This window comes from Flavobacterium sp. (assembly GCF_039932285.1).
GTDB lineage: Bacteria > Bacteroidota > Bacteroidia > Flavobacteriales > Flavobacteriaceae > Flavobacterium.
Map to the genome: position 1 here is coordinate 33,654 of NZ_JBDTQE010000008.1, position 21,752 is coordinate 55,405.

Genomic DNA, 21,752 nt, shown 5'->3' on the forward strand with positions numbered 1-21,752 from the left:
GACGCAGTAATCTAAGAAGTCTAACGGTCTAATTATCTTTTTTAGATTTTTTCAAAATAGAATAAACGGTAATTCCAAAACCAATTAAAACCATGGTTGGTGCTAATCGTATTCTTCTAAAGCTAAAAATCTCTTTATTAAAAACTGCTGGATTATCACTTCCACCACCAGACATTAGTATAAATCCGACTGCAATAACTGCAATTCCTATGAGTAGAATCTTATAATTTACTTTTTCGAAAAGAAATCCTTGTTCTTTATTTTCCATGTTTTTATTTTTAACGATTAACCAAATAACCGATTAACCAAATAACCGATTAACCAAATCAACTTTTAATATAAATCGTCCGTTCTTAAGTTCAAAAATCTTTGTGTTGCAAAATAAGTGCTTAGTAAAGTAATTAAAATACCTGTTCCCAAAACGCCCAACAATATTGCAGCTATAGCTAATTTGTCATTAAGTATTCCGAAATTAGGATAATTAGTGTCAACATAAAACAACACACCAAGTAAAGCAACAATAGCAATTCCCGCACCTATCATTCCTAGTTTTATACCGCGCCAAATAAAAGGTTTTCTAATAAATGATTTTGTTGCGCCTACCATTTGCATGGTTTTTATGATAAATCGGTTAGAATGTATCGACAAACGCATCGAACTATTGATAAGCAAAACGGCAATCACACAAAAAATTCCGCTAATGATAAGAATCCATAAACTTACTTTTTTGATGTTATCGTTTACCATATTTACCAATTGCTTGTCATAAACAATATCCGAAATTAAGGTGTTTTCGCGCATTTTACTTTCAATTTTTGAAATACTATCCGCCACAACATAATCTGCTCTTAAGTGAATATCAAAAGAATTTTGCAAAGGATTCATGCCTAAAAACTCCATAAAATTTTCTCCAATAATGTCTGTATGTTCTTTTGCCGCTTGGTCTTTAGACACATAAGCAAATGTTTTAGCAAATTTCGAAGCCTTCAATTCTGTTTTAAAATTGGCTAAAGTCGTATCTTTTGCTTCATCTTTAAAATAAACCGACATCGCAATTCCTTCTCTAAAATCATCAGACAATTTTTTAGAATTTATAATAAAAAACCCTAAAAGTCCCAGTAAAAACAATACAAGGAAAACACTTAATACTACTGAAAAATAAGACGTGATTAATCTACGTTTTTGAAAATTATCGAAAGAAGAACTCATACTAAATAAAATTATTGGGTAAAAATAATAAAGTATTTCTTTATTTAAAGTTATTAACGTTCAAACTTTCCATTTTCTTATAATAAATGTAAATTTGTCGCAATAAAATATTTTCTTGAAGCGAATGGCTTGCGCATTTTTGCCAACCATATTCCTGCTGTTTGTTCCAATCTTTTGTTTTTTAAAGAAAAAAACAAAAGGATTTCCACTTCCATCAGGGCTAAAAGACCAATCATTTTTGTATCAGAATTTTTATAAAACCTCTGAGCCTTAATGCCTCAGAACCTTAGTACCTTAAACAATGAAATATACTCCGAACGAAATAGATGCCAAATGGCAAAAACACTGGGCAGACAACCAAACATTTGCCGCAAGCAATACATCAGATAAACCCAAATATTATGTTTTAGACATGTTTCCTTATCCTTCAGGAGCAGGATTACACGTTGGGCATCCACTGGGATATATTGCTTCGGATATTGTAGCCAGATTCAAACGCCACAAAGGATTCAATGTTTTGCACCCACAAGGCTATGATTCTTTTGGACTTCCGGCGGAACAATACGCTATACAAACTGGGCAACATCCAGACAAAACGACCAAAGAAAACATTGCTCGTTACCGTGAACAACTAGACAAAATAGGATTTTCATTCGATTGGAGTCGTGAAGTGCGCACCTCAAATGCCGATTATTACAAACACACCCAATGGATTTTTATTCAATTATTCAATTCGTGGTACAATAAAGACACTGATAAAGCCGAAGACATTTCAACGTTGATTTCTATTTTTGAAATGGCAGGAAATGCAACAGTTCATGCAGTTTGCGACGATAATGTTGAAATATTTTTCCCATCAGATTGGGGATTTTATTCGGAAGAGAAAAAGCAACAAATACTATTACAATACCGATTAACTTATTTGGCCGAAACCGAAGTAAACTGGTGCCCAGGATTAGGAACCGTTTTAGCCAATGATGAAATTGTAAATGGCGTTTCCGAACGTGGTGGACACCCAGTTATTCGTAAAAAAATGACCCAGTGGAGCATGCGAATTTCTGCGTATGCCGAACGTTTGTTACAAGGACTAAATGATATCGATTGGAGCGAAAGCATCAAAGAAAGCCAACGCAACTGGATTGGAAAATCAGTAGGAGCCATGGTTTCATTCGATTTGAAAATGTATAAATATCATATTGAAGTTTTCACGACTCGTCCCGACACTATTTTCGGCGTTACGTTTATGACATTGGCTCCAGAACATCCTTTGGTTCAAGAAATCACCACTCCAGAACAAAAAGATGCTATCGATGCCTATATCGAAAAAACAGCAAAACGTTCCGAAAGAGAGCGTATGGCCGATGTAAAAACCATTTCGGGCGTATTTACTGGTGCTTATGCCGAACATCCGTTTACTAAAGAACCTATTCCAGTTTGGATAGGTGATTATGTACTCGCAGGTTACGGAACTGGTGCAGTAATGGCAGTTCCTTGTGGCGATGAAAGAGATTATGCTTTTGCAAATTTCTTCAAAGGTCAAAACGGAATGCCAGAAATTAAAAACATTTTCGATAAGGTAGATATTTCTACCGAAGCGTATGGTTCGAAAGACAATGTAATTATTGCCAATTCCGATTTCTTGAACGGATTAAATTATAAAGAAGCAACCAAAAAAGCGATTTCAGAATTAGAAAATATAAACCAAGGAAAAGGAAAAACAAATTATCGTTTGCGTGATGCAGTTTTCTCTCGCCAGCGTTATTGGGGAGAACCATTTCCGGTGTATTATGTAAATGGATTGCCACAAATGATTGATGCCAAACATTTGCCAATTAAACTCCCAGAAGTAGAGAAATATTTGCCAACCGAAGACGGACAACCACCATTAGGAAATGCTACAAATTGGGCTTGGGATAGTGTTCAGTGTTCAGTTGTTAGTAATCAGTTGATTGATGATAAGACAATTTTTCCTTTAGAATTGAACACCATGCCAGGTTGGGCGGGTTCGTCATGGTATTGGATGCGTTACATGGACGCACACAATGAGAACGAATTTGCAAGCAAAGAAGCCATAAAATATTGGGAAAACGTTGATTTATACATTGGCGGAAGCGAACATGCTACTGGTCACTTATTGTACTCTCGTTTTTGGAACAAATTCCTAAAAGATAGAGGTTACGCACCAACAGAAGAACCATTCAAGAAATTGATTAATCAAGGAATGATTTTGGGGGAAAGTGCTTTTATTCATAAAATTGGATTTGGATTATTCAAAAAGCAATCTGTAATCTTTTCTACTCAAGAGGAAGCTGAATTTAAACGAATTGAGGATAAATATAAAATTCTAGATACTATCTGTTCTAATGAATTAATAGAAGAGATAAAAAAGAACGAAAGCATAGCTAAATCTGAAATAGAAGAAAAATTAAATAAGCCAATTTGGGATGAACTAAAAGAGTCTGGGCTTGATGAAAAGGTTACTATTGGAGCTTTTGGAAATATTTTATATAAAATTCATGTCCCTGTAGAATATGTTGATTTAAAAAATGAATTAGATATTGAAAAGTTAAAAACTGAAAATTTTCAATATCAAGATTTAGATTTTGTTCCATATAATGGTAAATTCACAGTATCTCGCGAAGTAGAGAAAATGTCTAAATCAAAATACAACGTTGTCAATCCAGATGACATTTGTAACGAATACGGAGCAGATACTTTACGTTTGTACGAAATGTTTCTTGGCCCGTTAGAACAATCAAAACCTTGGAATACTGCCGGAATTACAGGTGTTTTTGGATTCCTAAAAAAACTTTGGCGTTTGTATTTTGATGATAATGGGTTAATTGTAACAAACAACGAACCATCGAAAGAAAGTCTAAAATCGTTACACAAAACCATCAAAAAAGTAACAGAAGACATCGAGAATTTCTCTTTCAATACTTCCGTTTCGCAGTTTATGATTTGTGTCAACGAATTGGGAACACAAAACTGTCACGAAAGAGCCATTCTAGAACCATTAGCGATTATACTTTCGCCTTATGCGCCGCATATTTCTGAAGAATTATGGAATCAGTTAGGGAATTCAGAGTCGATTTCGACAGTAGCATTCCCAATTTGTGACGAGAAATATTTGGTAGAAAGCGACAAAGAATATCCTGTTTCGTTTAACGGAAAAATGAAATTCACGATCAATTTGCCTCTGGATTTAACACCAGCACAAATTGAAGAAATCATCATGAAAGACGAGCGAACCATCAAACAACTCGACGGAAACACACCTAAAAAAGTGATTATTGTTCCTGGAAAAGTGATAAATTTGGTTGGGTAAATAACAATATAATACCATAATGTATATAAAATAGTCTTACTTAATTTCCTTAAATATCTTAATGGTTCAAAAAAGAAGCTAATTTTTATACTAATTTATAAATGTGTTTGGTATAAACCACATAGAAACATAGATGTTTTTGATTTTTGGGTATTAAAAAATCTATGTTTCTATGTGATTAAAAAAAACTCCCGTCAAAATGACATTCAAAAAAAATGGCGCACAATTTGATGTTATTTACATAAATTTATAGTTTAATTTAAAAAAAATAAGAATATGTATAGTTTACCTTCAATGATTTTAATGGGAGTAATCATGCTTGCAAGCTGGTTAGTCAGTTCACGACTAAAAAGTAAGTTTGAACATTATTCCAAATTGCAATTGCAAAACGGAATGTCGGGAAAAGAAATTGCCGAAAAAATGCTTGCCGATAACGGAATTCGTGATGTTCAAGTCATTTCGGTTGCGGGACAACTAACAGATCATTACAATCCAGTAGATAAAACCGTAAACTTGAGTGAAGCAGTTTACAATCAACGAAATGCAGCAGCGGCAGCAGTTGCAGCTCACGAATGTGGTCACGCTGTGCAACATGCTGTAGGTTACGAATGGTTAACGATGAGGTCAAAACTAGTTCCTGTCGTAAACATTGCTTCAAGTTACATGCAATGGATATTGTTAGCAGGAATCTTGATGGTTAGAACTTTTCCATCATTATTATTGGTGGGAATTGTAATTTTTGCCGCAACAACTTTATTTACTATTATTACTTTACCTGTAGAATATGACGCTAGTAATCGCGCTTTGGCATGGTTAGAGAACAAACATATGCTGAATCCAGCAGAACAAGCTGGAGCCAAAGATGCTTTAAAATGGGCCGCAAGAACTTATGTCGTTGCTGCTTTAGGATCTATTGCAACCCTATTGTATTACATTTCTATCTACATGAATAGAAGATAAATTTAAAAAACAATGAACTAGAATCCGTTTCGAAAGAAGCGGATTTTTTTATAACTGAATTTGTCTTTCTATTTGTTGGTCTAAAGATATGAATGTTTCCGTTCTAGAAACACCGGTAATGGGCTGTATTTTTTTGTTCAGTAAGTTCATCAAATGCTCATTGTCACGACAAATAATTTTGATAAGAATACTCCAATTTCCTGTGGTATAATGACATTCTAATACTTCGGGAATTCTCTTTAATTCTTTAACAGCTTCAGCATTACTTGATGCTTTGTCTAGATAAACACCCACAAAAGCCATCGTATTGTAACCCAAAACTTTTGTGTTTACAATTAGTTTTGAACCCGAAATAACCTTTGCATCTTCTAATTTTCGCAATCGTTGGTGAATGGCTGCGCCAGAAATTCCTATTTTATTAGCAATTTGAAGTATCGGTTTTCGTGCGTCTTCCATCAGGAAACGAAGTATCTCTTTATCGATGCCATCTATTTCTATTTGCAACTGATTTATCTTCATGAGTTATAAATTTAAATCAAAAATAGAGATTTGGTTTTAAAAAAACTGTATTTCAACACGAATTCCACTAATTATTTTGTGGAAATTAGTAGAATTCGTGTTGAAAAAAGAAATATCAGTTTAAATTAATTTCTAGCTTTATCTGGATTGTAACCTACATAAGGCATTTCCGTTTCTTTAAAGTGAATACCAAATTCTTCTAGTTCTTTCAGAATAGGTAAATACACTTCCTCTTTTATTGGTAACTGAACACCAGGAGTTGTAATTTTTCCGTTTAGGATTTGTAAAGTTGCCATAGCTACCGGCAATCCTACAGTTTTTGCCATGGCGGTATAAGTTTGGTCGTCGCCAATACAAACCATTTTAGAATCTATTTGATGTTGTTTTCCGTTTAGCTCATAACCAAATTTATGATACATGACAATCATGTCTTTGTCTTGTGGTTGCAAAGTCCAACTATCGGTCAATATTTTTTCGAGAATTTGTGCTGGTGTAGCATCTTTTAGACCCACAATTTTATTTTTATTAAATAAATCGAGTTCTAATAATTTGTCCCACATAATATCATCTTGTTCGATACCAAGACTTAAACGAAGTTTTATTTCGACAGAATCGGTTGGGTGATAAGGTAAAAATAGGTTTACAAATTCACGATAACTTATAGTTTCAGAATCATCTATTATATACGAATCGTCAGTCATTCCTAATTGCACAAACATATTCCATGCTTTCGAATAACCTACTTTTCTAATCGTTCCTCGATACAAAGTTAGGACATCGTCTAAACCATAAATGCTTCGGTATTTTAAAGAATCACGATTGGCATAACCTTCAAAGCGTCCGTATCCTTCTACTTCTAAAAATTCGGTTCTACGAAATAGTTTGTGGTATGGAATATATTTGTAAGTTCCTTCTTGTATAAACTTTGCTGCGCCACCTTGTCCGGCCAAAACTACATTTCTTGGTGCCCAAGTAAATTTGTAGTTCCATAGATTGTTGTCGGATTCTGGAGCTACTAGTCCGCCACAAAAGGATTCGAAAAGTATCATTTTTCCGCCTTTGTCACGAATTTCATCAATAACTTTCATAGCACTCATGTGATCTATACCTGGATCGAGCCCAATTTCGTTCATGAAAACTAAATTATTTTCTTTGGCAGCAGCATCTAATTCTTGCATGGCATCACTAATATAAGAAGCGGTCACCATGTGTTTTTTATAAACAACACAATCTTTTACTACTTCAATATGCATGTGCGCAGGCAACATAGAAATGACAATATCTGCTTTTTGAATTTCTGATTTTCTCTGATTTGTATCAAAAATATCTAAAGCAATGGCAGTAGCATTTTTATGATTTTTTGTTTTGCGTTGGGCTAACTCTAGCGATAAGTCACCAATGGTTAGATGCAAATTTTCACTTTCAGACTTGTCTAAAAGATATTTTATAAGTGATGAAGCTGAGCGTCCAGCTCCAATAATAAGTACATTTCTCATTTTTTGATTGTAAAAAAGTGACGCAAATGTAATGAAATGTTATATTTTTGACGAAAGAAAACAGAAGTTTTAATTAAAAAGATTATGGACAAGAAAATCATTCTCACTGCATTAGTTTTTGGATTTATTTCGATTATATTGGGTGCTTTTGGAGCACACGCATTAAAAAAAGTTTTAACACCGGAACAATTATCTTCATTTGAAGTTGGTGTGCGTTACTTGATGTACCACGGATTTTTTTTATTGTTTATAGGAACCACACAAATGCTTTTACCTGAACAGAAAAAGATTGTTTTTTATCTGACTTTATCGGGAACAATATTATTCTCAGGATCTATATTTTTGTTAGCATCGAGCGGAGTAATGGGTTTGAATTTTAAATTTCTAGGGCCAATAACGCCAATAGGAGGATTGTTTCTTATAATTTCTTGGGTAATTTCTTTTTATTATATAAGCATAAAAAAGGCATAATATTAAATCTGTTTGAAATAATATTTATACTTTTGCACTTTGTTCAAGTATTCACACATAAAATTATTTATGGAAACATATAAACAATCTACGAAATCGATTTCGTTAGAAAAGTACGGAATAACAAACGCTTCAGAAATAATTCATAATCCTTCGTTTGAATTTTTATACCAAGAAGAACTAAATCCTGCTCTTGAAGGATACGAAAAAGGACAGCTAACCGAACTTGGCGCTGTAAATGTAATGACAGGCGAATTTACAGGTCGCTCCCCAAAAGATAAATATATTGTAAAGGATGCTGTTACCGAAAACACGATTTGGTGGACATCAGACAAAGCAGTCAACGATAACAAGCCAATTTCTCAAGATACTTGGAATGCACTAAAAGAAACCACAGTTAATCAATTGTCTGGAAAAAGACTTTTTGTAGTAGATACATTTTGTGGTGCTAACGAAAATTCCCGTCTAAAAGTTCGTTTTATTGTTGAGGTAGCTTGGCAAGCACATTTTGTAAAAAATATGTTTATCCGTCCTACCGATGCTGAAATGGAAACTTACGGAGAGCCTGATTTTGTGGTAATGAACGGTTCTAAAACTGAATTTAAAGATTTTGAAGCACACGGATTAAACTCAGAAGTATATGTAGCATTCAACTTGACCGAAAAAATTCAATTAATTGGAGGAACTTGGTATGGTGGCGAAATGAAAAAAGGATTGTTCTCGATGATGAACTATTACTTGCCATTACAAGGAATGGCTTCGATGCATTGTTCTGCTAATAAAGGAAAAGATGGTGATGTTGCGGTTTTCTTCGGATTATCAGGAACAGGAAAAACAACTTTATCTACAGATCCTAAAAGAGAATTAATAGGTGATGATGAACATGGTTGGGATAACGACGGTGTTTTCAACTTTGAAGGCGGTTGTTACGCAAAAACAATCGATTTAAGCGAAGCAAATGAACCAGACATCTATAAAGCTATTCGCAAAAATGCGTTACTTGAGAACGTAACAGTTGATGCTAATGGGAAAATAGATTTTAAAGACGGATCGGTTACTCAAAACACAAGAGTTTCTTATCCAATAGATCATATTGACAATATTGTAAGACCAGTATCTAAAGCAGGTCATGCAACAAAAGTAATATTCTTAACTGCTGATGCTTTTGGAGTGATGCCTCCAGTATCTAAGTTAACACCAGAACAAACAAAATACTATTTCCTATCTGGATTTACTGCAAAATTAGCAGGAACAGAAAGAGGCGTAACGCAACCAGAGCCAACATTCTCGGCTTGTTTCGGGAAAGCATTTTTATCATTACATCCAACACAATACGGACAAGAATTGGTAAAAAAAATGGAAGAACACAACGCAACAGCTTATATGGTAAATACAGGTTGGAACGGTACGGGAAAACGTATTTCTATAAAAGACACTCGTGCTATTATTGATGCCATTTTAGATGGTTCTATCGAAAAAGCAGAAACTAAAATAGTGCCCATTTTTAATTTTGCAGTTCCAACATCTTTAAATGATGTGAATTCAGAAATATTAGATCCAAGAAACACTTATGCTGATGCTTCAGAATGGAATACAAAAGCAGTAGATTTAGCAGGTAGATTTGTTAAAAACTTTGTTCAATATACAGATAATGAAGAAGGGAAAAATCTAATAAAAGCAGGACCACAATTATAATACGTTATTAATTCGGTTTATAAAAAAAGAGTTACTCACTAGAGTAACTCTTTTTTGTTTTCCACTTTTTTGTCATTCCCGCGCAGGCGGGAATCTATTTTGGCTTCCCACCTTCGTGGGAAAGACAGGTCTTGAAAATAAACCGTTACTCTTTTATCGAAGCCACGAATTTCTCAAACAGTTGAATTGTCTTTTCGTTAATTTCTTGATAAGATAAGCGGTCTTTGGTTTGATAAAAAAACATAAACCCATATATTTTTTCTGAATTCTCTAACAACAAATGTTTGTTTAAGCGATAAGTTTCTCGCAAAACACGTTTGAAATAATTTCTATCTACCGCTTTTTTGAAATATTTTTTAGAAACTGAAACGCCCATTTTTATTTGCTCTTCATTTTCTAAATCAATTGGAACATAAACCAATCGCAAAGGGTATTTAGAGACTGATTTTCCTTCCGAAAAAAGTAAATCGATAGTTGTTTTGCTTTTTAGCTTTTCGGTCTTTGGATACGTGTTATTCATTAATGATATAAAAGAAGCAAAAATACGAAGTTAAGTGGTATGATTTTTTTCAAACCAATATTTTTTAAATAAAAAAATCCCGATTTTTAAATCGGGATTTTCAATTTATTTTTGTTCTTTCATAACAAAAGTATCCATAAATGCTGTGGTGTAATCACCTGCAACATATCTTTCATCATCCATTAATTGTCTGTGAAAAGGAATGGTAGTTTTTATTCCTTCTATTACGAATTCGTCTAAAGCACGTTTCATTTTATTGATAGCTTCTTGACGTGTTTGCGCAGTTGTAATTAACTTTGCAATCATTGAGTCATAATTTGGTGGGATGGTATAACCTGCGTAAACATGAGTATCTAAACGAACTCCGTGACCTCCTGGCGAATGTAATACGGTGATTTTTCCTGGTGAAGGACGGAAATCATTGTAAGGGTCTTCCGCATTAATACGACATTCGATAGCGTGCATATTTGGGAAATAATTTTTTCCTGAAATAGGAATTCCTGCAGCTACCATAATTTGTTCACGAATTAAGTCATAATCGATAACTTGTTCTGTAATTGGGTGTTCTACTTGGATACGAGTATTCATTTCCATAAAGTAGAAATTACGGTGTTTGTCAACTAAAAACTCCACCGTTCCTGCACCTTCATATTTAATATATTCAGCAGCTTTTACAGAAGCTAATCCCATTTTATTACGAAGTTCATCGGTCATAAATGGCGATGGTGTTTCTTCTGTTAGTTTTTGGTGACGACGTTGTACCGAACAATCTCTTTCTGACAAATGACAAGCTTTTCCAAAAGAATCTCCAACAACTTGAATTTCAATATGTCTAGGTTCTTCAATTAGTTTTTCAAGATACATACCATCATTTCCAAAAGCAGCGGCAGACTCTTGACGAGCCCCTTCCCAAGCTTTTAGTAAATCTTCTTGTTTCCAAACAGCACGCATTCCTTTTCCACCACCTCCAGCAGTTGCTTTAAGCATTACTGGGTAGCCAAATTCAGAAGCCAATTGCTCTGCTTGTTCGTATGACTCTAAAATCCCTACTGAACCTGGAACACAAGGTACTCCTGCTTCTATCATAGTCGATTTTGCCGAAGCTTTATCTCCCATACGATCAATCATTTCTGGTGAAGCACCAATAAACTTGATATTATGTTCGTGACATATTTTAGAAAACTTAGCATTTTCAGACAAGAATCCGTAACCTGGATGTATTGCATCTGCATTTGTAATTTCAGCAGCAGCAATAATATTAGACATCTTTAAGTAAGATAAATTACTCGGTGGTGGTCCAATACAAACTGCTTCATCAGCAAATTTTACGTGTAAACTTTCAGCATCAGCTGTAGAATAAACCGCAACGGTTTTTATTCCCATTTCTTTACAGGTTCTAATAATACGAAGTGCTATTTCGCCCCTGTTTGCTATTAATATTTTTTTAAACATCTTTTTTTATTTAGATTATTAGACAATTAGATTATTAGACAATTAGACTTTTCAAAAAACTCTAAAATCTGAAATCTGAAATCTAAATTTAAGAAGGGTCTACTAAGAATAATGGTTGGTCAAATTCTACTGGTGACATATCATCTACCAATACTTTAACGATTTTACCTGAAACTTCAGATTCGATTTCGTTAAATAATTTCATAGCTTCTATCACACAAAGAACATCTCCTTTTCCGATTGTGCTTCCAACTTCTACAAACATTGCTTTGTCTGGAGAAGGTTTTCTGTAGAAAGTTCCAATAATTGGTGATTTTACAGTAATGTATTTAGCATTTTCGTCTGCTGCTGGTGCAACTGGAGTTTGAGCAACTGGAGCAATTTGTTGTGGAGCAACTGCTTGTTGTAACATGTTTTGGGCAGGCATTTGTTGTACATAAGTTGTTTCTGTACTACCTTCTAAAGTTGTTCTAATGGTGATTTTTACATCTCCTGTTTCCAATTTTACTTCTGCAACACCTGAGTTTGCTACAAATTTGATTAGATTTTGAATTTCTTTTAAATCCATGGTTATTCGTTTTAGTTATGGTTTTTATTATTTTAAAAACGGAAAGATTACAGTAATAACTTAATCTTTCAATTCTCGAATCATTTAATCCTTTTTATTATATGCCCATTTTAAATAGATAGATCCCCAAGTGAACCCGCCACCAAAAGCAGCAAAGATAAGGTTATCTCCTTTTTTTAATTGATTTTCGAAATCACTTAATAATAATGGTAAAGTTGCTGAAGTTGTGTTCCCGTAACGGTGAATATTTAACAATACTTTCGATTCGTCAAGATTCATACGTTGTGCTGTTGCATCGATAATACGTTTGTTTGCTTGGTGTGCGACTAGCCAGTTTACATCATCGTTAGATAAATTATTACGTTGCATAATTTTCTCACTTACATCAGCCATACCTGAAACGGCATATTTGAAAACTGTTTTACCATCTTGAAAAACAGTATGCTGACCGTTTTCAACTGTTTCTTTTGAAGAAGGAAGCATAGAACCTCCAGCGTCAATTTTTAAGTAATCGCGACCTATTCCGTCTGAACGTAAATATTCGTCTTGTAATCCTAATCCTTCGGTATTTGGTTCGAATAAAACAGCTCCTGCTCCATCTCCAAAGATGATACAAGTAGCTCTGTCGGTATAATCGATTATTGATGACATTTTATCAGCACCAATTAATAATACTTTTTTATAACGTCCTGATTGTATGTAAGCTGCGGCAGTTGACATTCCGTATAGGAAACTAGAACAAGCTGCTTGTAAATCATATGCAAAAGCATTTACAGCACCTATTTGACTAGCAACAAAAACTCCAGTTGATGCCACTGGCATATCTGGTGTTGTAGTTGCCATTATTACCATATCTATTTCTGCAGGGTTTATTCCTGATTTTTCGATTAGGTTTTGTGCTGCTTTTATGGCAAGAAAGGAAGTTCCTTTGCCTTTTTCTTTAAGAATTCTTCTTTCTTTGATTCCTGTACGAGTTGTTATCCATTCATCGTTAGTATCGATCATGGTTTCCAACACTTGGTTAGAAAGTACAAAATCAGGTACGTATGCGCCAACGGCTGTAATTGCGGCTGTAATTGTATTCATAAAATTCAAATAATGCTTCTAAAAAGAAGATTTTAAAAGACGATGAAGTTACAAAAAAACTTTAAACTAAAAATTTATTTGTTTCAATTTTTATTTTTCGGTTATACCCAACAAAAAAACTCTCACTTAGTGAGAGTTAGGTGTTTTATACAAAAAATGTATTAAGCAACAGCTGTTTGTTTGTCGATAACTACTTGACCTCTGTAGTACATTTTACCTTCATGCCAGTAAGCTCTGTGGTATAAATGTGCTTCACCAGTTATAGGACAAGTTGCGATTTGAGCAACAGTTGCTTTATAGTGAGTTCTTCTTTTGTCTCTTCTTGTTTTGGAGATCTTTCTCTTAGGATGTGCCATTTTGCAAAATTATTTATCCGTTAATAGTGTTTTCAATTTGTCCCAACGCGGGTCTGTATTCTCTGCTTTTATTTCTGTTTCTTCTTGAACGTTTTTTTCTTGTGTTTGTTCAGTAACACTTATTTCTTTCAGTTTTGATAGGGCTTTAGTTTCTAAAGTACCATCTTTTATACCTGGATGAATTTTCTTGAGCGGTATAGACAAGACAATCATTTCATAAATATACTGTGCTACATCTATTTGGTGTTCTCCTATGGGTAAAATGAGTAAATCCTCATTTTCGTCATTGAATGTTTCGCCAAATCTAACGATGAGTTTTAGATTTCCTTTTATTGGTAAATCAAAATCTTCGCTAGTTAAATCACACGGAACATTTATGGTTCCTGAATGTTTGAAATTTAATTCAAGCATTGTGTTTTTCTTTTCTAATACTATGTTTACTTTGATGTTGGCGCTTTCAAATTCGTCAAACTCAAAGTGCTCAAAGAACGCTTTACTAATTTGGTATTCAAACTGATGTTTACCTAGCTTTAATCCTATGAATGGGATTAAAAATTCATTTGTAACTTTCATCTTAACAACAATTTGTTCCTTTATTAGGGAGTGCAAAGATATAAATTTTTTATAAACTTAAAAGCGTTATCAACATTTTTTTGTTTATAACTGCTTTTCTTTTGTTTTAAGTGGCTTTATTGTCATTTCCGCGTATTCATTTCTAGATTTAAAAATATCTATAGCTGCATATATTGCTTCTAGAAACGAATTATTATCGGCAATTCCTTTTCCTGCAATTTCAAACGCTGTTCCATGGTCGGGTGATGTTCTTACTTTGTTTAAACCTGCGGTATAGTTGACTCCTTTTCCAAATGACAAGGTTTTAAAAGGAATTAATCCTTGATCGTGATAAGTTGCAATCACGGCATCATAATTTTCATATTGATTGCTTCCGAAGAAACCATCGGCAGAAAACGGACCAAAAACCAGCGTTCCTTCGTCGAAAATTTTCTTTAAAGTGGGCTTGATTACTTTATCTTCTTCGTCACCAATAACACCATTGTCTCCAGAATGTGGATTGAGTCCTAAAACTGCAATTTTTGGTTTTCTGATGCCAAAATCTTGGATTAATGATTTATTTATTGTTTTTATTTTTTTTCTAATTAATTCTTCTGTCAAATGTTTTGCTACCTCACTTAACGGAACATGATCCGTAAGCAATCCGACACGTAAATTATCTTGAATCATAAACATTAGCGCATCTCCTTCTAATTCTTGGTCTAAATAATCGGTGTGGCCAGGAAATTTAAAATCTTCGGCTTGAATATTCGATTTGCTTATTGGCGCCGTTACTAAAACATCTATATCGCCATCTTTCAGTGCTTTGGTTGCGGCCACAAAAGATTTTATTGCATATTTACCCACTTCATTATCAAGCTGACCGTAATTTATATTTACACCTTCTTTCCAAACATTTAACACATTTATTTTACCAATAACCATTTGGTCCAATCGATCTATTCCGTGTAAAGGCGCTTCTAATCTAAGTTCTTTTTTAAGAAATGAAAGGATTTTTACATTAGCAAAAATTATGGGTGTGCATAGCTCTAACATTCTCGAATCTTCAAACGATTTTAGGATTACTTCGCTACCTATTCCGTTTAAATCTCCTATAGAAATGCCTACAATTATATTTTCTGCTCTTTTTGTCATCAGTTCAACGTATTTATTGCTAATTTTGAATGCAAATTTACTAAAATAAAACCAGCAATGTTCACAGGAATCATAGAAACTCTCGGTACAATAAAAGCATTAGAAAAAGACGGCGAAAATATTCATATTAAAGTAGCGTCTAACATTACAAACGAACTTAAAATAGACCAAAGTGTAGCGCATAATGGTGTTTGTCTGACCGTTGTAAATATTGATAACGATATTTATACCGTAACCGCCATCAAAGAAACGATTGATAAAACTAATTTGTCAAATTGGAATGTGAATGATGTGGTAAATCTGGAACGTGCGATGAAGCTTGGCGACAGACTTGACGGACATATTGTACAAGGACATGTGGACCAAATTGCGATTTGCACAACTATTGAAGAAGCTAATGGAAGCTGGTATTTTACTTTTGAATATGATAAAAACCTGCACAATATAACTATCGAAAAAGGTTCGATTACCGTAAATGGTGTGAGCCTAACGGTTGTAAACTCTAAAGAAAACCAATTTAGCGTGGCTATTATTCCTTATACTTATGCCCATACAAATTTTAAAAATTTTAAAATTGGAACAAAAATAAATTTAGAATTTGATGTTATTGGAAAATATGTGGCAAGATTACATGGTTTACATCTTGATAAATAGGATTTTATTCAAAAAAATATATATGAAAAGGAATCCCAACTATTAGTTGGGATTTTTTTTTATATAAGTACTATTTTAATCTAAAAACCATAATTTACGCCTAAACCAAATACTTCTCTAATTTGGAAAGCGCCTCTAGCATTGTCATCGTACAAGGCTTGGAATGCTACATTTGTAGAAATATATTTATTGACTTTCATAACTAAATTCATTTGATAATCGATATCTACATTTTGTGGTTTGTCTAGATAATTAGAATATAAATTTAAAATGTTTTCCATCGAAATGTTTTCCATCAAGTTTAATTTATAATATCCGTTTAGAGCCGCACCAAATTCATATCGACTAGATTTTCCTTGTTCTACTCCAAAAGCGGAACCTAATTGCGTAAAATGATCATGAACAAATATTAATTTTGAGGTTGCTGGTGCAATATTCAATTTTAGGTTATCGCTTTTTTTCCATAACATACCTGGACCTGATTGGAAATAAGCTGGTGAGAAAAAATGCGATATTTTTACACCTGTTTTAGGGTCGAAACCAGAATCCATTTGTGTTTTAAAGTTCAAATACCATGAATAATACCAGTTTCCTTGTCCTGCTTTTCTTCCGAAAAGTGAGGTGAATTCTAGCCTATCATCTGATTTTACCATGTCTTGTCCCTTAAGTTTGGTTAAACCATAAGAGCCAATTATTTTGTTATCCCAAACTATTTTTCCAGCTTTGTAATTAAAATCGTAGTTAAGTCCTAAACTCCCAGCCATGTTTGCTGTTCCGCCACCCAACCAATCATTATTAAACGCCGATTGATTGAATAAAAATACAATGTTTCCGCCACGTTTCCAACCTACATTTGTAGTGTCATCTGCTTTTTTTGCGGCTTCTGCGTTTTTATTAAGTAATTCTTTTTCATTTACTTGAGCATTAGCATTAATGCCAAAAAGTAAAATTGTTACTACTAAAATTATTTTTCTCATATTCTTTGTCTTTAAATTTCCTACAAATTTATAAAAAATAAAGAAAAGAGTAGTTTTATTTTCTTTTAAACAAAGGAACTGCAGAGCAAGCCTCGCCATACATAATGCTTTTTGCAAAGGGTTGGAGTTTCTGTACGGCAAGAATATATGCACTTTCTGGAACCGGTTTTTTAGAGCAACCTTTTATAATTACAGGTTTATCTTGGTATTTAGAATAATCGATAACAGATAGTATTTCTTGGTATAAACTAGTTTCTAAATCTTGCAAATTACCACTTACTATTTTTTTAGCAAATGGAAAAACATGAATTGTAACCAAAACACTAGCCCATGCAGGAATAATAGCATCTGTTGAACAATGTATGGCTACATAATGGTTTTCATATTGTGACCAATCATGATTTTTTAGTGCTTCACGAAAGTCTTTTTCTTTTAACAAAAAACCTTCATAAAGCCACTGCGAAATATCTATTTGAGTCCGAATTTCTTTTGCATAATAATCCTCTAAATCGAAAACTTCGAGTACAGAATTAGCAACCTTATTTATTATTTCGTCTTGCATTTTATAGCATCCCTAATTCTAATTTTGCTTCTTCACTCATCAAATCTTTTGTCCATGGTGGATCGAATGTGATTTCGACTTCACAAGATTTTACAGTATCTATTTTTTTGATTTTGTCTTCTACTTCTCTTGGTAAAGTTTCGGCAACTGGACAGTTTGGTGAAGTAAGTGTCATTAAGATTTTTACATCTAATGTTTCATTTACAAAAACATCATAGATTAGACCTAGTTCATAAATATCTACAGGGATTTCTGGGTCGTAAATAGTTTTTAAAACTTTTACCGCTGCTTCTCCTAAATTGATTGTATCGTTAAATTCTTCCATAATATTTTTAATTTTTAGCTTGAAAAGCCAATGCATACATTTTTATTTGTTTTATCATCGAAACCAATCCGTTGGCTCGTGTTGGTGACAAATGTTCCTTCAATCCAATTTCGTCAATAAAATTCATATCGGCTTCGAGAATTTCTGAGGCGGTTTTATTAGAAAAAGTTCTAATTAATATGGCAATTATTCCTTTGGTTAAAATAGCATCACTATCGGCAGTAAAAACGATTTTGTCATCATGTTGCTCCCCTTGTAACCATACTTTCGATTGGCAACCTTTGATAATATTTTCATCGGTTTTGAATTCTTCTTTTATTAAGGGAAGGTTTTTTCCTAAATCGATGATGTATTCGTAACGTTGCATCCAGTCATCAAACATTGAAAACTCATCTACAATTTCTTCTTGAATTTCTTTTATTGTCATTATTTTTTCTCTGAATAGGAAACTAATTTTGAAACTAATTTTGCGATGTCGGATGGTGGATTTCCAGCGTCAAAACCAGCTCCAGTATATACTGTCCCGTTTGATGTAATAGTTAAGTTTGCGTGTGGTGCGCCGTCATACGTTCTTGCTTCTGATGGTGCTTTTAGATTTGGCAATTCGTCTAGATTTACTGCCTTAATTAAATTTGATATTTCTGAAACATCTTCTTTAGTAAGCATAACAACGGTAACTTTTTCTGGATTGTTTCTATCAGAAGCAATTGTTATCTGATTGTTTTCGAATATGATTTTGCTAAAAAAACCTCTAGACGTTGCTTCATATTCAACTTTTGTTCCTGTTTGAACTTTATTTTCAGGCATTTCGGTTTTATTTTCTTCAATTTTAGTTGCCTCAATAGCCTGAGCATTTTCAACTAACTCCTTTTTATTCTGACATGATTTAGTCAAAAATAAACTTAAAAATACTAATGCAATTGTTTTCATAATGTTTGTTTTTTAGAGTTTTTAGCCCTGATGGTCGAATTGCTCTCGCAATTACCTTTTTCTTGCTCCTTTAGCAAGGAAAAGATATAGCGCACAGCAGGAATAGCTTCAAATAATTTTAAGACAACATTGTTTTTGCTTTTTTGACAGCTTCTACAAATATATCAATTTCTTCTTTTGTATTATAAAACGCAAAACTGGCTCTTATAGTTCCTGGAATTTTAAAATAATTCATAATGGGCTGAGCACAATGGTGACCTGTACGAACTGCTATTCCTAGCTTGTCAATAATTGTACCAATGTCGTATGGATGAATTCCGTCAATATTAAAAGAAATTACCGATGTTTTTTCTTTGGCTTGACCGTAAATTTTTAGACCTTCTATTTCTAATAATCGTTCAGTTCCGTAGGCTAATAATTCTTTTTCTTGTTGTTGTATGTTTTCGAAACCTATCGAATTCATATAATCGACAGCAGTTCCTAGCACAATTCCGCCTGCAATATTGGGCGTTCCTGCTTCGAATTTATGTGGCAAATCGGCATACGTTGTTTTCTCGAAAGTCACTTCTTTTATCATTTCGCCACCACCTAAATATGGTGGAAGTTTATTTAGCCAAGCTTCTTTTCCGTACAAAATCCCTACTCCTGTTGGACCGCACATTTTGTGTCCTGAAAAAACATAAAAATCGCAATCTAGTTCTTGTACATTGGGTTTAAGATGTGGGACAGCTTGCGCTCCGTCGATTAGGATGGCGGAACCTACTTCATGGGCTTTGTCAATCATATATTTTATAGGATTAACAGTTCCTAGCGCATTCGAAATATGATTTACAGTAACAATTTTGGTTTTATTAGAAAGTAATCGGTCGTATTCAGATAGGATTAATTCTCCATTTTCATTCATAGGAATTACAACCAGTTTCGCACCTGTTTTTTCGCATAACATTTGCCAAGGCACAATATTACTATGATGTTCGAGTGCCGAAACCATAACCTCATCATTTGGTTTTAAAATAGATGCAAATCCGTTGGCAACAAGATTTATTCCAAATGTTGTCCCTGATGTAAAAAGCACTTCGTGAGCGAATTTTGCATTAATATGGTTTTGAATTTTAATGCGTGATTCTTCATAAGCATCGGTTGCCAATTGGCTTAGCGTATGCACACCACGGTGAATATTGGCATTTATTTCTTGGTAATACGTCGCAATAGCATCAATTACTATTTGTGGTTTTTGAGAAGTGGCACCGTTATCGAAATAAACCAATGGTTTCCCGTTTACTTTTTGAGTAAGAATTGGAAAATCGGTTCTTATTTTATTTATATCTAACATAGTTATTTAGAAAAATTCTAAATACAAAAGTAATACAATTGCTTTATATTTTAATGAAACATTCGTTAATAAATTTTAATATTTATTAAACCACATAAGACATTTAAGGACATGTAAGTTTGTTTAGATTCACTTATATTTTCTTAAATGTCTTATATGGTAAATTTTCTTAACTTGCGTTAAGTTATAAATTTTCCTATATGAAAAAAGCATTCAAAATTCTGGGTTTAGCGTTACTTTTATTTTTAGTTTATTTCGGTTTTACAACGTATCCTAAATTGGATTTAATTTCTGGCTTTTCTGCTAAAAGTGTGGCTTCAGGCCATTTTATTGATAACCGAAGTCTTGATATGATTGAAAAAGGCGACAATGATATTGATATGATTGATTTAGCAAAAAACGAAATTGGAGAAACTTCTAAATCAGCTTCAGCTTCCGTTTATGGTTTGAAAGAACGAAAAGCAATATACCGAGAAGGATTAGGAGCTACTTTGATAAATGATGATTTTGATGAATCCAAACCTTATGAAATGCCAAAAAGAACAAAACTAAACAACAATTTAGTTTTTCCTTATGGAAATAAGGAAGCTGAGAAAGTTGTTTTTGAGAATATTGATTATACAAAATTAGACAAAGCTGTAGCAAATGCTTTCGATAAAAAAGGAGAAAAAAAGAAACGAACTCGCGCTTTATTAGTCATTTATAAAGACAAAATTATTGCCGAAAAATACGATACTGGCTTTACAAAAGATTCTAAAATTCTAGGTTGGTCTATGACAAAAAGCATTACGGCGACTTATTTCGGAATTCTTCAAAAACAAGGGAAGTTCGATATTAATAAACCCGCTCCAATTGCAGAATGGCAAAATGATGAACGCAAAAATATTACCACAAACGATTTGTTACACATGAATTCTGGATTGGAATGGGAAGAAGATTACGAGAAAATATCTGATGCAACAAAAATGCTTTTTCAAGCAGAAGACATGTCGAAATCGCAAATTGTAAAACCTGCAAAGTTTAAACCCAACACACACTGGAATTATTCCTCTGGAACGACCAATTTATTGTCTGGAATTTTAAGAAACCAGTTTAAAACACACCAAGAGTATTTAGATTTTTGGTATTCGTCGTTAATTGATAAAATAGGAATGAATTCGATGGTGATAGAAACCGATATGGCCGGAAATTATGTTGGTTCTTCATACGGCTGGGCAACGGCTCGTGATTGGTCAAAATTTGGCTTGCTTTATTTGCACAAGGGAAATTGGAATGGTGAACAAATTTTTGATGAAAGCTGGGCAAAATATGTAGCCACACCAACTAATGATTCTAACGGTGTTTATGGCGGACAATTTTGGCTAAATGCAGGAGGAAAATATCCAGATGCTCCTAAAGATTTATATTCTGCCAATGGTTTTCAAGGGCAAAATGTGTTTATTATTCCGTCGCTAGATATTGTTATTGTGAGAATGGGACTAAAAGAAGACGGAGAGTTTGATTTTAATGGTATGTTGAAAGGTATTTTGGGGAGTTTGAAGAAGTAATTTTAAGCGTGAATAATATAAGTTTTTATCAGAATCCTATAACACTGTGCTACAATT

At 33.6% G+C, this 21,752-nt stretch carries 24 protein-coding genes; 6 read left to right on the top strand and 18 right to left on the bottom strand.

Going from position 1 to position 21,752, the window contains the following annotated elements:
• Positions 1-28: 28 nt before the first annotated feature.
• From ABI549_RS03155 to ABI549_RS03165, 3 genes are all read right to left on the bottom strand, one after another.
• Positions 29-268 (bottom strand): DUF3098 domain-containing protein, encoded by a 240-nt coding sequence (locus ABI549_RS03155; protein ID WP_348075001.1) that lies wholly within the window; start codon positions 266-268, stop codon positions 29-31.
• Positions 269-333: 65 nt separating this feature from the next.
• Positions 334-1,209 (bottom strand): permease-like cell division protein FtsX, encoded by an 876-nt coding sequence (locus tag ABI549_RS03160; protein WP_348075002.1) that lies wholly within the window; start codon positions 1,207-1,209, stop codon positions 334-336.
• A gap of 77 nt (positions 1,210-1,286) precedes the next feature.
• On the bottom strand, positions 1,287-1,445 hold the full coding sequence (locus tag ABI549_RS03165; RefSeq protein WP_348075003.1) for a hypothetical protein: 159 nt from the start codon (positions 1,443-1,445) through the stop codon (positions 1,287-1,289).
• A 65-nt stretch (positions 1,446-1,510) separates the two neighbouring features.
• Between ABI549_RS03165 and ABI549_RS03170 the strand changes: the two genes are divergently transcribed.
• Positions 1,511-4,537: a class I tRNA ligase family protein gene (locus ABI549_RS03170; protein ID WP_348075004.1), complete on the top strand. Its 3,027-nt coding sequence runs from the start codon at positions 1,511-1,513 to the stop codon at positions 4,535-4,537.
• Positions 4,538-4,813: 276 nt separating this feature from the next.
• Entirely contained in the window at positions 4,814-5,497 is a 684-nt protein-coding gene (locus ABI549_RS03175) for a zinc metallopeptidase (RefSeq protein ID WP_348075005.1), read from the top strand.
• 48 nt (positions 5,498-5,545) lie between these two features.
• Here ABI549_RS03175 and ABI549_RS03180 read toward each other — a convergent pair whose 3' ends face one another.
• Both ABI549_RS03180 and ABI549_RS03185 read right to left on the bottom strand, forming a co-directional pair.
• The gene (locus ABI549_RS03180; RefSeq protein WP_348075006.1) at positions 5,546-6,016 is read right to left on the bottom strand and encodes an Lrp/AsnC ligand binding domain-containing protein; all 471 of its coding nucleotides are present in this window, start codon (positions 6,014-6,016) and stop codon (positions 5,546-5,548) included.
• Between the two features lie 125 nt (positions 6,017-6,141).
• Positions 6,142-7,512 carry a saccharopine dehydrogenase C-terminal domain-containing protein gene (locus ABI549_RS03185; RefSeq protein WP_348075007.1) on the bottom strand — a complete coding sequence of 457 codons (1,371 nt, stop codon included), beginning with the start codon at positions 7,510-7,512 and terminating at the stop codon, positions 6,142-6,144.
• 84 nt (positions 7,513-7,596) lie between these two features.
• On the opposite strand from ABI549_RS03185, the gene ABI549_RS03190 reads away from it, so the two are divergent.
• Both ABI549_RS03190 and pckA read left to right on the top strand, forming a co-directional pair.
• Entirely contained in the window at positions 7,597-7,983 is a 387-nt protein-coding gene (locus ABI549_RS03190) for a DUF423 domain-containing protein (RefSeq protein WP_348075008.1), read from the top strand.
• A gap of 69 nt (positions 7,984-8,052) precedes the next feature.
• Entirely contained in the window at positions 8,053-9,678 is a 1,626-nt protein-coding gene (gene pckA / locus ABI549_RS03195) for a phosphoenolpyruvate carboxykinase (ATP) (RefSeq protein WP_348075009.1), read from the top strand.
• A 145-nt stretch (positions 9,679-9,823) separates the two neighbouring features.
• Here pckA and rnpA read toward each other — a convergent pair whose 3' ends face one another.
• The 7 genes from rnpA to pdxA form a co-directional block, all read right to left on the bottom strand.
• The gene (gene rnpA, locus ABI549_RS03200) at positions 9,824-10,198 is read right to left on the bottom strand and encodes a ribonuclease P protein component (RefSeq protein WP_348075010.1); all 375 of its coding nucleotides are present in this window, start codon (positions 10,196-10,198) and stop codon (positions 9,824-9,826) included.
• Between the two features lie 105 nt (positions 10,199-10,303).
• Positions 10,304-11,650, bottom strand: a complete 1,347-nt coding sequence (gene accC / locus ABI549_RS03205; protein WP_348075011.1) for an acetyl-CoA carboxylase biotin carboxylase subunit — start codon at positions 11,648-11,650, stop codon at positions 10,304-10,306.
• 88 nt (positions 11,651-11,738) lie between these two features.
• Positions 11,739-12,218 carry an acetyl-CoA carboxylase biotin carboxyl carrier protein gene (accB, locus tag ABI549_RS03210; RefSeq protein ID WP_348075012.1) on the bottom strand — a complete coding sequence of 160 codons (480 nt, stop codon included), beginning with the start codon at positions 12,216-12,218 and terminating at the stop codon, positions 11,739-11,741.
• Between the two features lie 84 nt (positions 12,219-12,302).
• Positions 12,303-13,304, bottom strand: a complete 1,002-nt coding sequence (locus ABI549_RS03215; RefSeq protein WP_348075013.1) for a beta-ketoacyl-ACP synthase III — start codon at positions 13,302-13,304, stop codon at positions 12,303-12,305.
• 161 nt (positions 13,305-13,465) lie between these two features.
• Positions 13,466-13,660 (bottom strand): 50S ribosomal protein L32, encoded by a 195-nt coding sequence (rpmF, locus tag ABI549_RS03220; RefSeq protein WP_011964469.1) that lies wholly within the window; start codon positions 13,658-13,660, stop codon positions 13,466-13,468.
• A gap of 9 nt (positions 13,661-13,669) precedes the next feature.
• A complete protein-coding gene (locus ABI549_RS03225; RefSeq protein ID WP_348075014.1) occupies positions 13,670-14,233 on the bottom strand; it encodes a DUF177 domain-containing protein in 564 nt (187 codons plus the stop codon).
• Between the two features lie 84 nt (positions 14,234-14,317).
• Positions 14,318-15,367, bottom strand: coding sequence for a 4-hydroxythreonine-4-phosphate dehydrogenase PdxA (gene pdxA / locus ABI549_RS03230; protein ID WP_348075015.1), 1,050 nt, complete (start codon positions 15,365-15,367; stop codon positions 14,318-14,320).
• A gap of 57 nt (positions 15,368-15,424) precedes the next feature.
• On the opposite strand from pdxA, the gene ABI549_RS03235 reads away from it, so the two are divergent.
• The gene (locus tag ABI549_RS03235) at positions 15,425-16,021 is read left to right on the top strand and encodes a riboflavin synthase (protein ID WP_348075016.1); all 597 of its coding nucleotides are present in this window, start codon (positions 15,425-15,427) and stop codon (positions 16,019-16,021) included.
• Between the two features lie 80 nt (positions 16,022-16,101).
• Here the strand turns inward: ABI549_RS03235 and ABI549_RS03240 are convergent, their stop codons facing one another.
• From ABI549_RS03240 to ABI549_RS03265, 6 genes are all read right to left on the bottom strand, one after another.
• On the bottom strand, positions 16,102-16,998 hold the full coding sequence (locus tag ABI549_RS03240) for a DUF3078 domain-containing protein (protein WP_348075017.1): 897 nt from the start codon (positions 16,996-16,998) through the stop codon (positions 16,102-16,104).
• Positions 16,999-17,053: 55 nt separating this feature from the next.
• A complete protein-coding gene (locus ABI549_RS03245; RefSeq protein ID WP_348075018.1) occupies positions 17,054-17,560 on the bottom strand; it encodes a DUF2480 family protein in 507 nt (168 codons plus the stop codon).
• A 1-nt stretch (position 17,561) separates the two neighbouring features.
• A complete protein-coding gene (locus tag ABI549_RS03250) occupies positions 17,562-17,885 on the bottom strand; it encodes an SUF system Fe-S cluster assembly protein (protein ID WP_348075019.1) in 324 nt (107 codons plus the stop codon).
• Between the two features lie 7 nt (positions 17,886-17,892).
• Positions 17,893-18,312, bottom strand: a complete 420-nt coding sequence (locus tag ABI549_RS03255) for a SufE family protein (RefSeq protein WP_348075020.1) — start codon at positions 18,310-18,312, stop codon at positions 17,893-17,895.
• Complete coding sequence (locus ABI549_RS03260; RefSeq protein WP_348075021.1) at positions 18,312-18,815, bottom strand: hypothetical protein; 504 nt, start codon at positions 18,813-18,815, stop codon at positions 18,312-18,314. The genes ABI549_RS03255 and ABI549_RS03260 overlap by 1 nt, the downstream gene beginning before the upstream one ends.
• A gap of 118 nt (positions 18,816-18,933) precedes the next feature.
• Entirely contained in the window at positions 18,934-20,148 is a 1,215-nt protein-coding gene (locus ABI549_RS03265) for a cysteine desulfurase (RefSeq protein ID WP_348075022.1), read from the bottom strand.
• A gap of 200 nt (positions 20,149-20,348) precedes the next feature.
• On the opposite strand from ABI549_RS03265, the gene ABI549_RS03270 reads away from it, so the two are divergent.
• On the top strand, positions 20,349-21,695 hold the full coding sequence (locus ABI549_RS03270) for a serine hydrolase (RefSeq protein WP_348075023.1): 1,347 nt from the start codon (positions 20,349-20,351) through the stop codon (positions 21,693-21,695).
• Positions 21,696-21,752 lie beyond the last annotated feature (57 nt).

Excerpts from the sequence above, each read along its gene's own strand:
- ABI549_RS03250 (WP_348075019.1), bottom strand. The coding sequence starts at position 17,885 with ATGGAAGAATTTAACGATACAATCAATTTAGGAGAAGCAGCGGTAAAA.
- accC (WP_348075011.1), bottom strand. The coding sequence starts at position 11,650 with ATGTTTAAAAAAATATTAATAGCAAACAGGGGCGAAATAGCACTTCGT.
- pckA (WP_348075009.1), top strand. The coding sequence starts at position 8,053 with ATGGAAACATATAAACAATCTACGAAATCGATTTCGTTAGAAAAGTAC.
- rnpA (WP_348075010.1), bottom strand. The coding sequence starts at position 10,198 with ATGAATAACACGTATCCAAAGACCGAAAAGCTAAAAAGCAAAACAACT.
- accB (WP_348075012.1), bottom strand. The coding sequence starts at position 12,218 with ATGGATTTAAAAGAAATTCAAAATCTAATCAAATTTGTAGCAAACTCA.
- ABI549_RS03190 (WP_348075008.1), top strand. The coding sequence starts at position 7,597 with ATGGACAAGAAAATCATTCTCACTGCATTAGTTTTTGGATTTATTTCG.
- pdxA (WP_348075015.1), bottom strand. The coding sequence starts at position 15,367 with ATGACAAAAAGAGCAGAAAATATAATTGTAGGCATTTCTATAGGAGAT.
- ABI549_RS03170 (WP_348075004.1), top strand. The coding sequence starts at position 1,511 with ATGAAATATACTCCGAACGAAATAGATGCCAAATGGCAAAAACACTGG.
- ABI549_RS03270 (WP_348075023.1), top strand. The coding sequence starts at position 20,349 with ATGAAAAAAGCATTCAAAATTCTGGGTTTAGCGTTACTTTTATTTTTA.
- ABI549_RS03260 (WP_348075021.1), bottom strand. The coding sequence starts at position 18,815 with ATGAAAACAATTGCATTAGTATTTTTAAGTTTATTTTTGACTAAATCA.
- rpmF (WP_011964469.1), bottom strand. The coding sequence starts at position 13,660 with ATGGCACATCCTAAGAGAAAGATCTCCAAAACAAGAAGAGACAAAAGA.
- ABI549_RS03265 (WP_348075022.1), bottom strand. The coding sequence starts at position 20,148 with ATGTTAGATATAAATAAAATAAGAACCGATTTTCCAATTCTTACTCAA.
- ABI549_RS03155 (WP_348075001.1), bottom strand. The coding sequence starts at position 268 with ATGGAAAATAAAGAACAAGGATTTCTTTTCGAAAAAGTAAATTATAAG.
- ABI549_RS03245 (WP_348075018.1), bottom strand. The coding sequence starts at position 17,560 with ATGCAAGACGAAATAATAAATAAGGTTGCTAATTCTGTACTCGAAGTT.
- ABI549_RS03225 (WP_348075014.1), bottom strand. The coding sequence starts at position 14,233 with ATGAAAGTTACAAATGAATTTTTAATCCCATTCATAGGATTAAAGCTA.
- ABI549_RS03165 (WP_348075003.1), bottom strand. The coding sequence starts at position 1,445 with ATGATTGGTCTTTTAGCCCTGATGGAAGTGGAAATCCTTTTGTTTTTT.
- ABI549_RS03175 (WP_348075005.1), top strand. The coding sequence starts at position 4,814 with ATGTATAGTTTACCTTCAATGATTTTAATGGGAGTAATCATGCTTGCA.
- ABI549_RS03180 (WP_348075006.1), bottom strand. The coding sequence starts at position 6,016 with ATGAAGATAAATCAGTTGCAAATAGAAATAGATGGCATCGATAAAGAG.
- ABI549_RS03255 (WP_348075020.1), bottom strand. The coding sequence starts at position 18,312 with ATGACAATAAAAGAAATTCAAGAAGAAATTGTAGATGAGTTTTCAATG.
- ABI549_RS03185 (WP_348075007.1), bottom strand. The coding sequence starts at position 7,512 with ATGAGAAATGTACTTATTATTGGAGCTGGACGCTCAGCTTCATCACTT.
- ABI549_RS03215 (WP_348075013.1), bottom strand. The coding sequence starts at position 13,304 with ATGAATACAATTACAGCCGCAATTACAGCCGTTGGCGCATACGTACCT.
- ABI549_RS03240 (WP_348075017.1), bottom strand. The coding sequence starts at position 16,998 with ATGAGAAAAATAATTTTAGTAGTAACAATTTTACTTTTTGGCATTAAT.
- ABI549_RS03235 (WP_348075016.1), top strand. The coding sequence starts at position 15,425 with ATGTTCACAGGAATCATAGAAACTCTCGGTACAATAAAAGCATTAGAA.
- ABI549_RS03160 (WP_348075002.1), bottom strand. The coding sequence starts at position 1,209 with ATGAGTTCTTCTTTCGATAATTTTCAAAAACGTAGATTAATCACGTCT.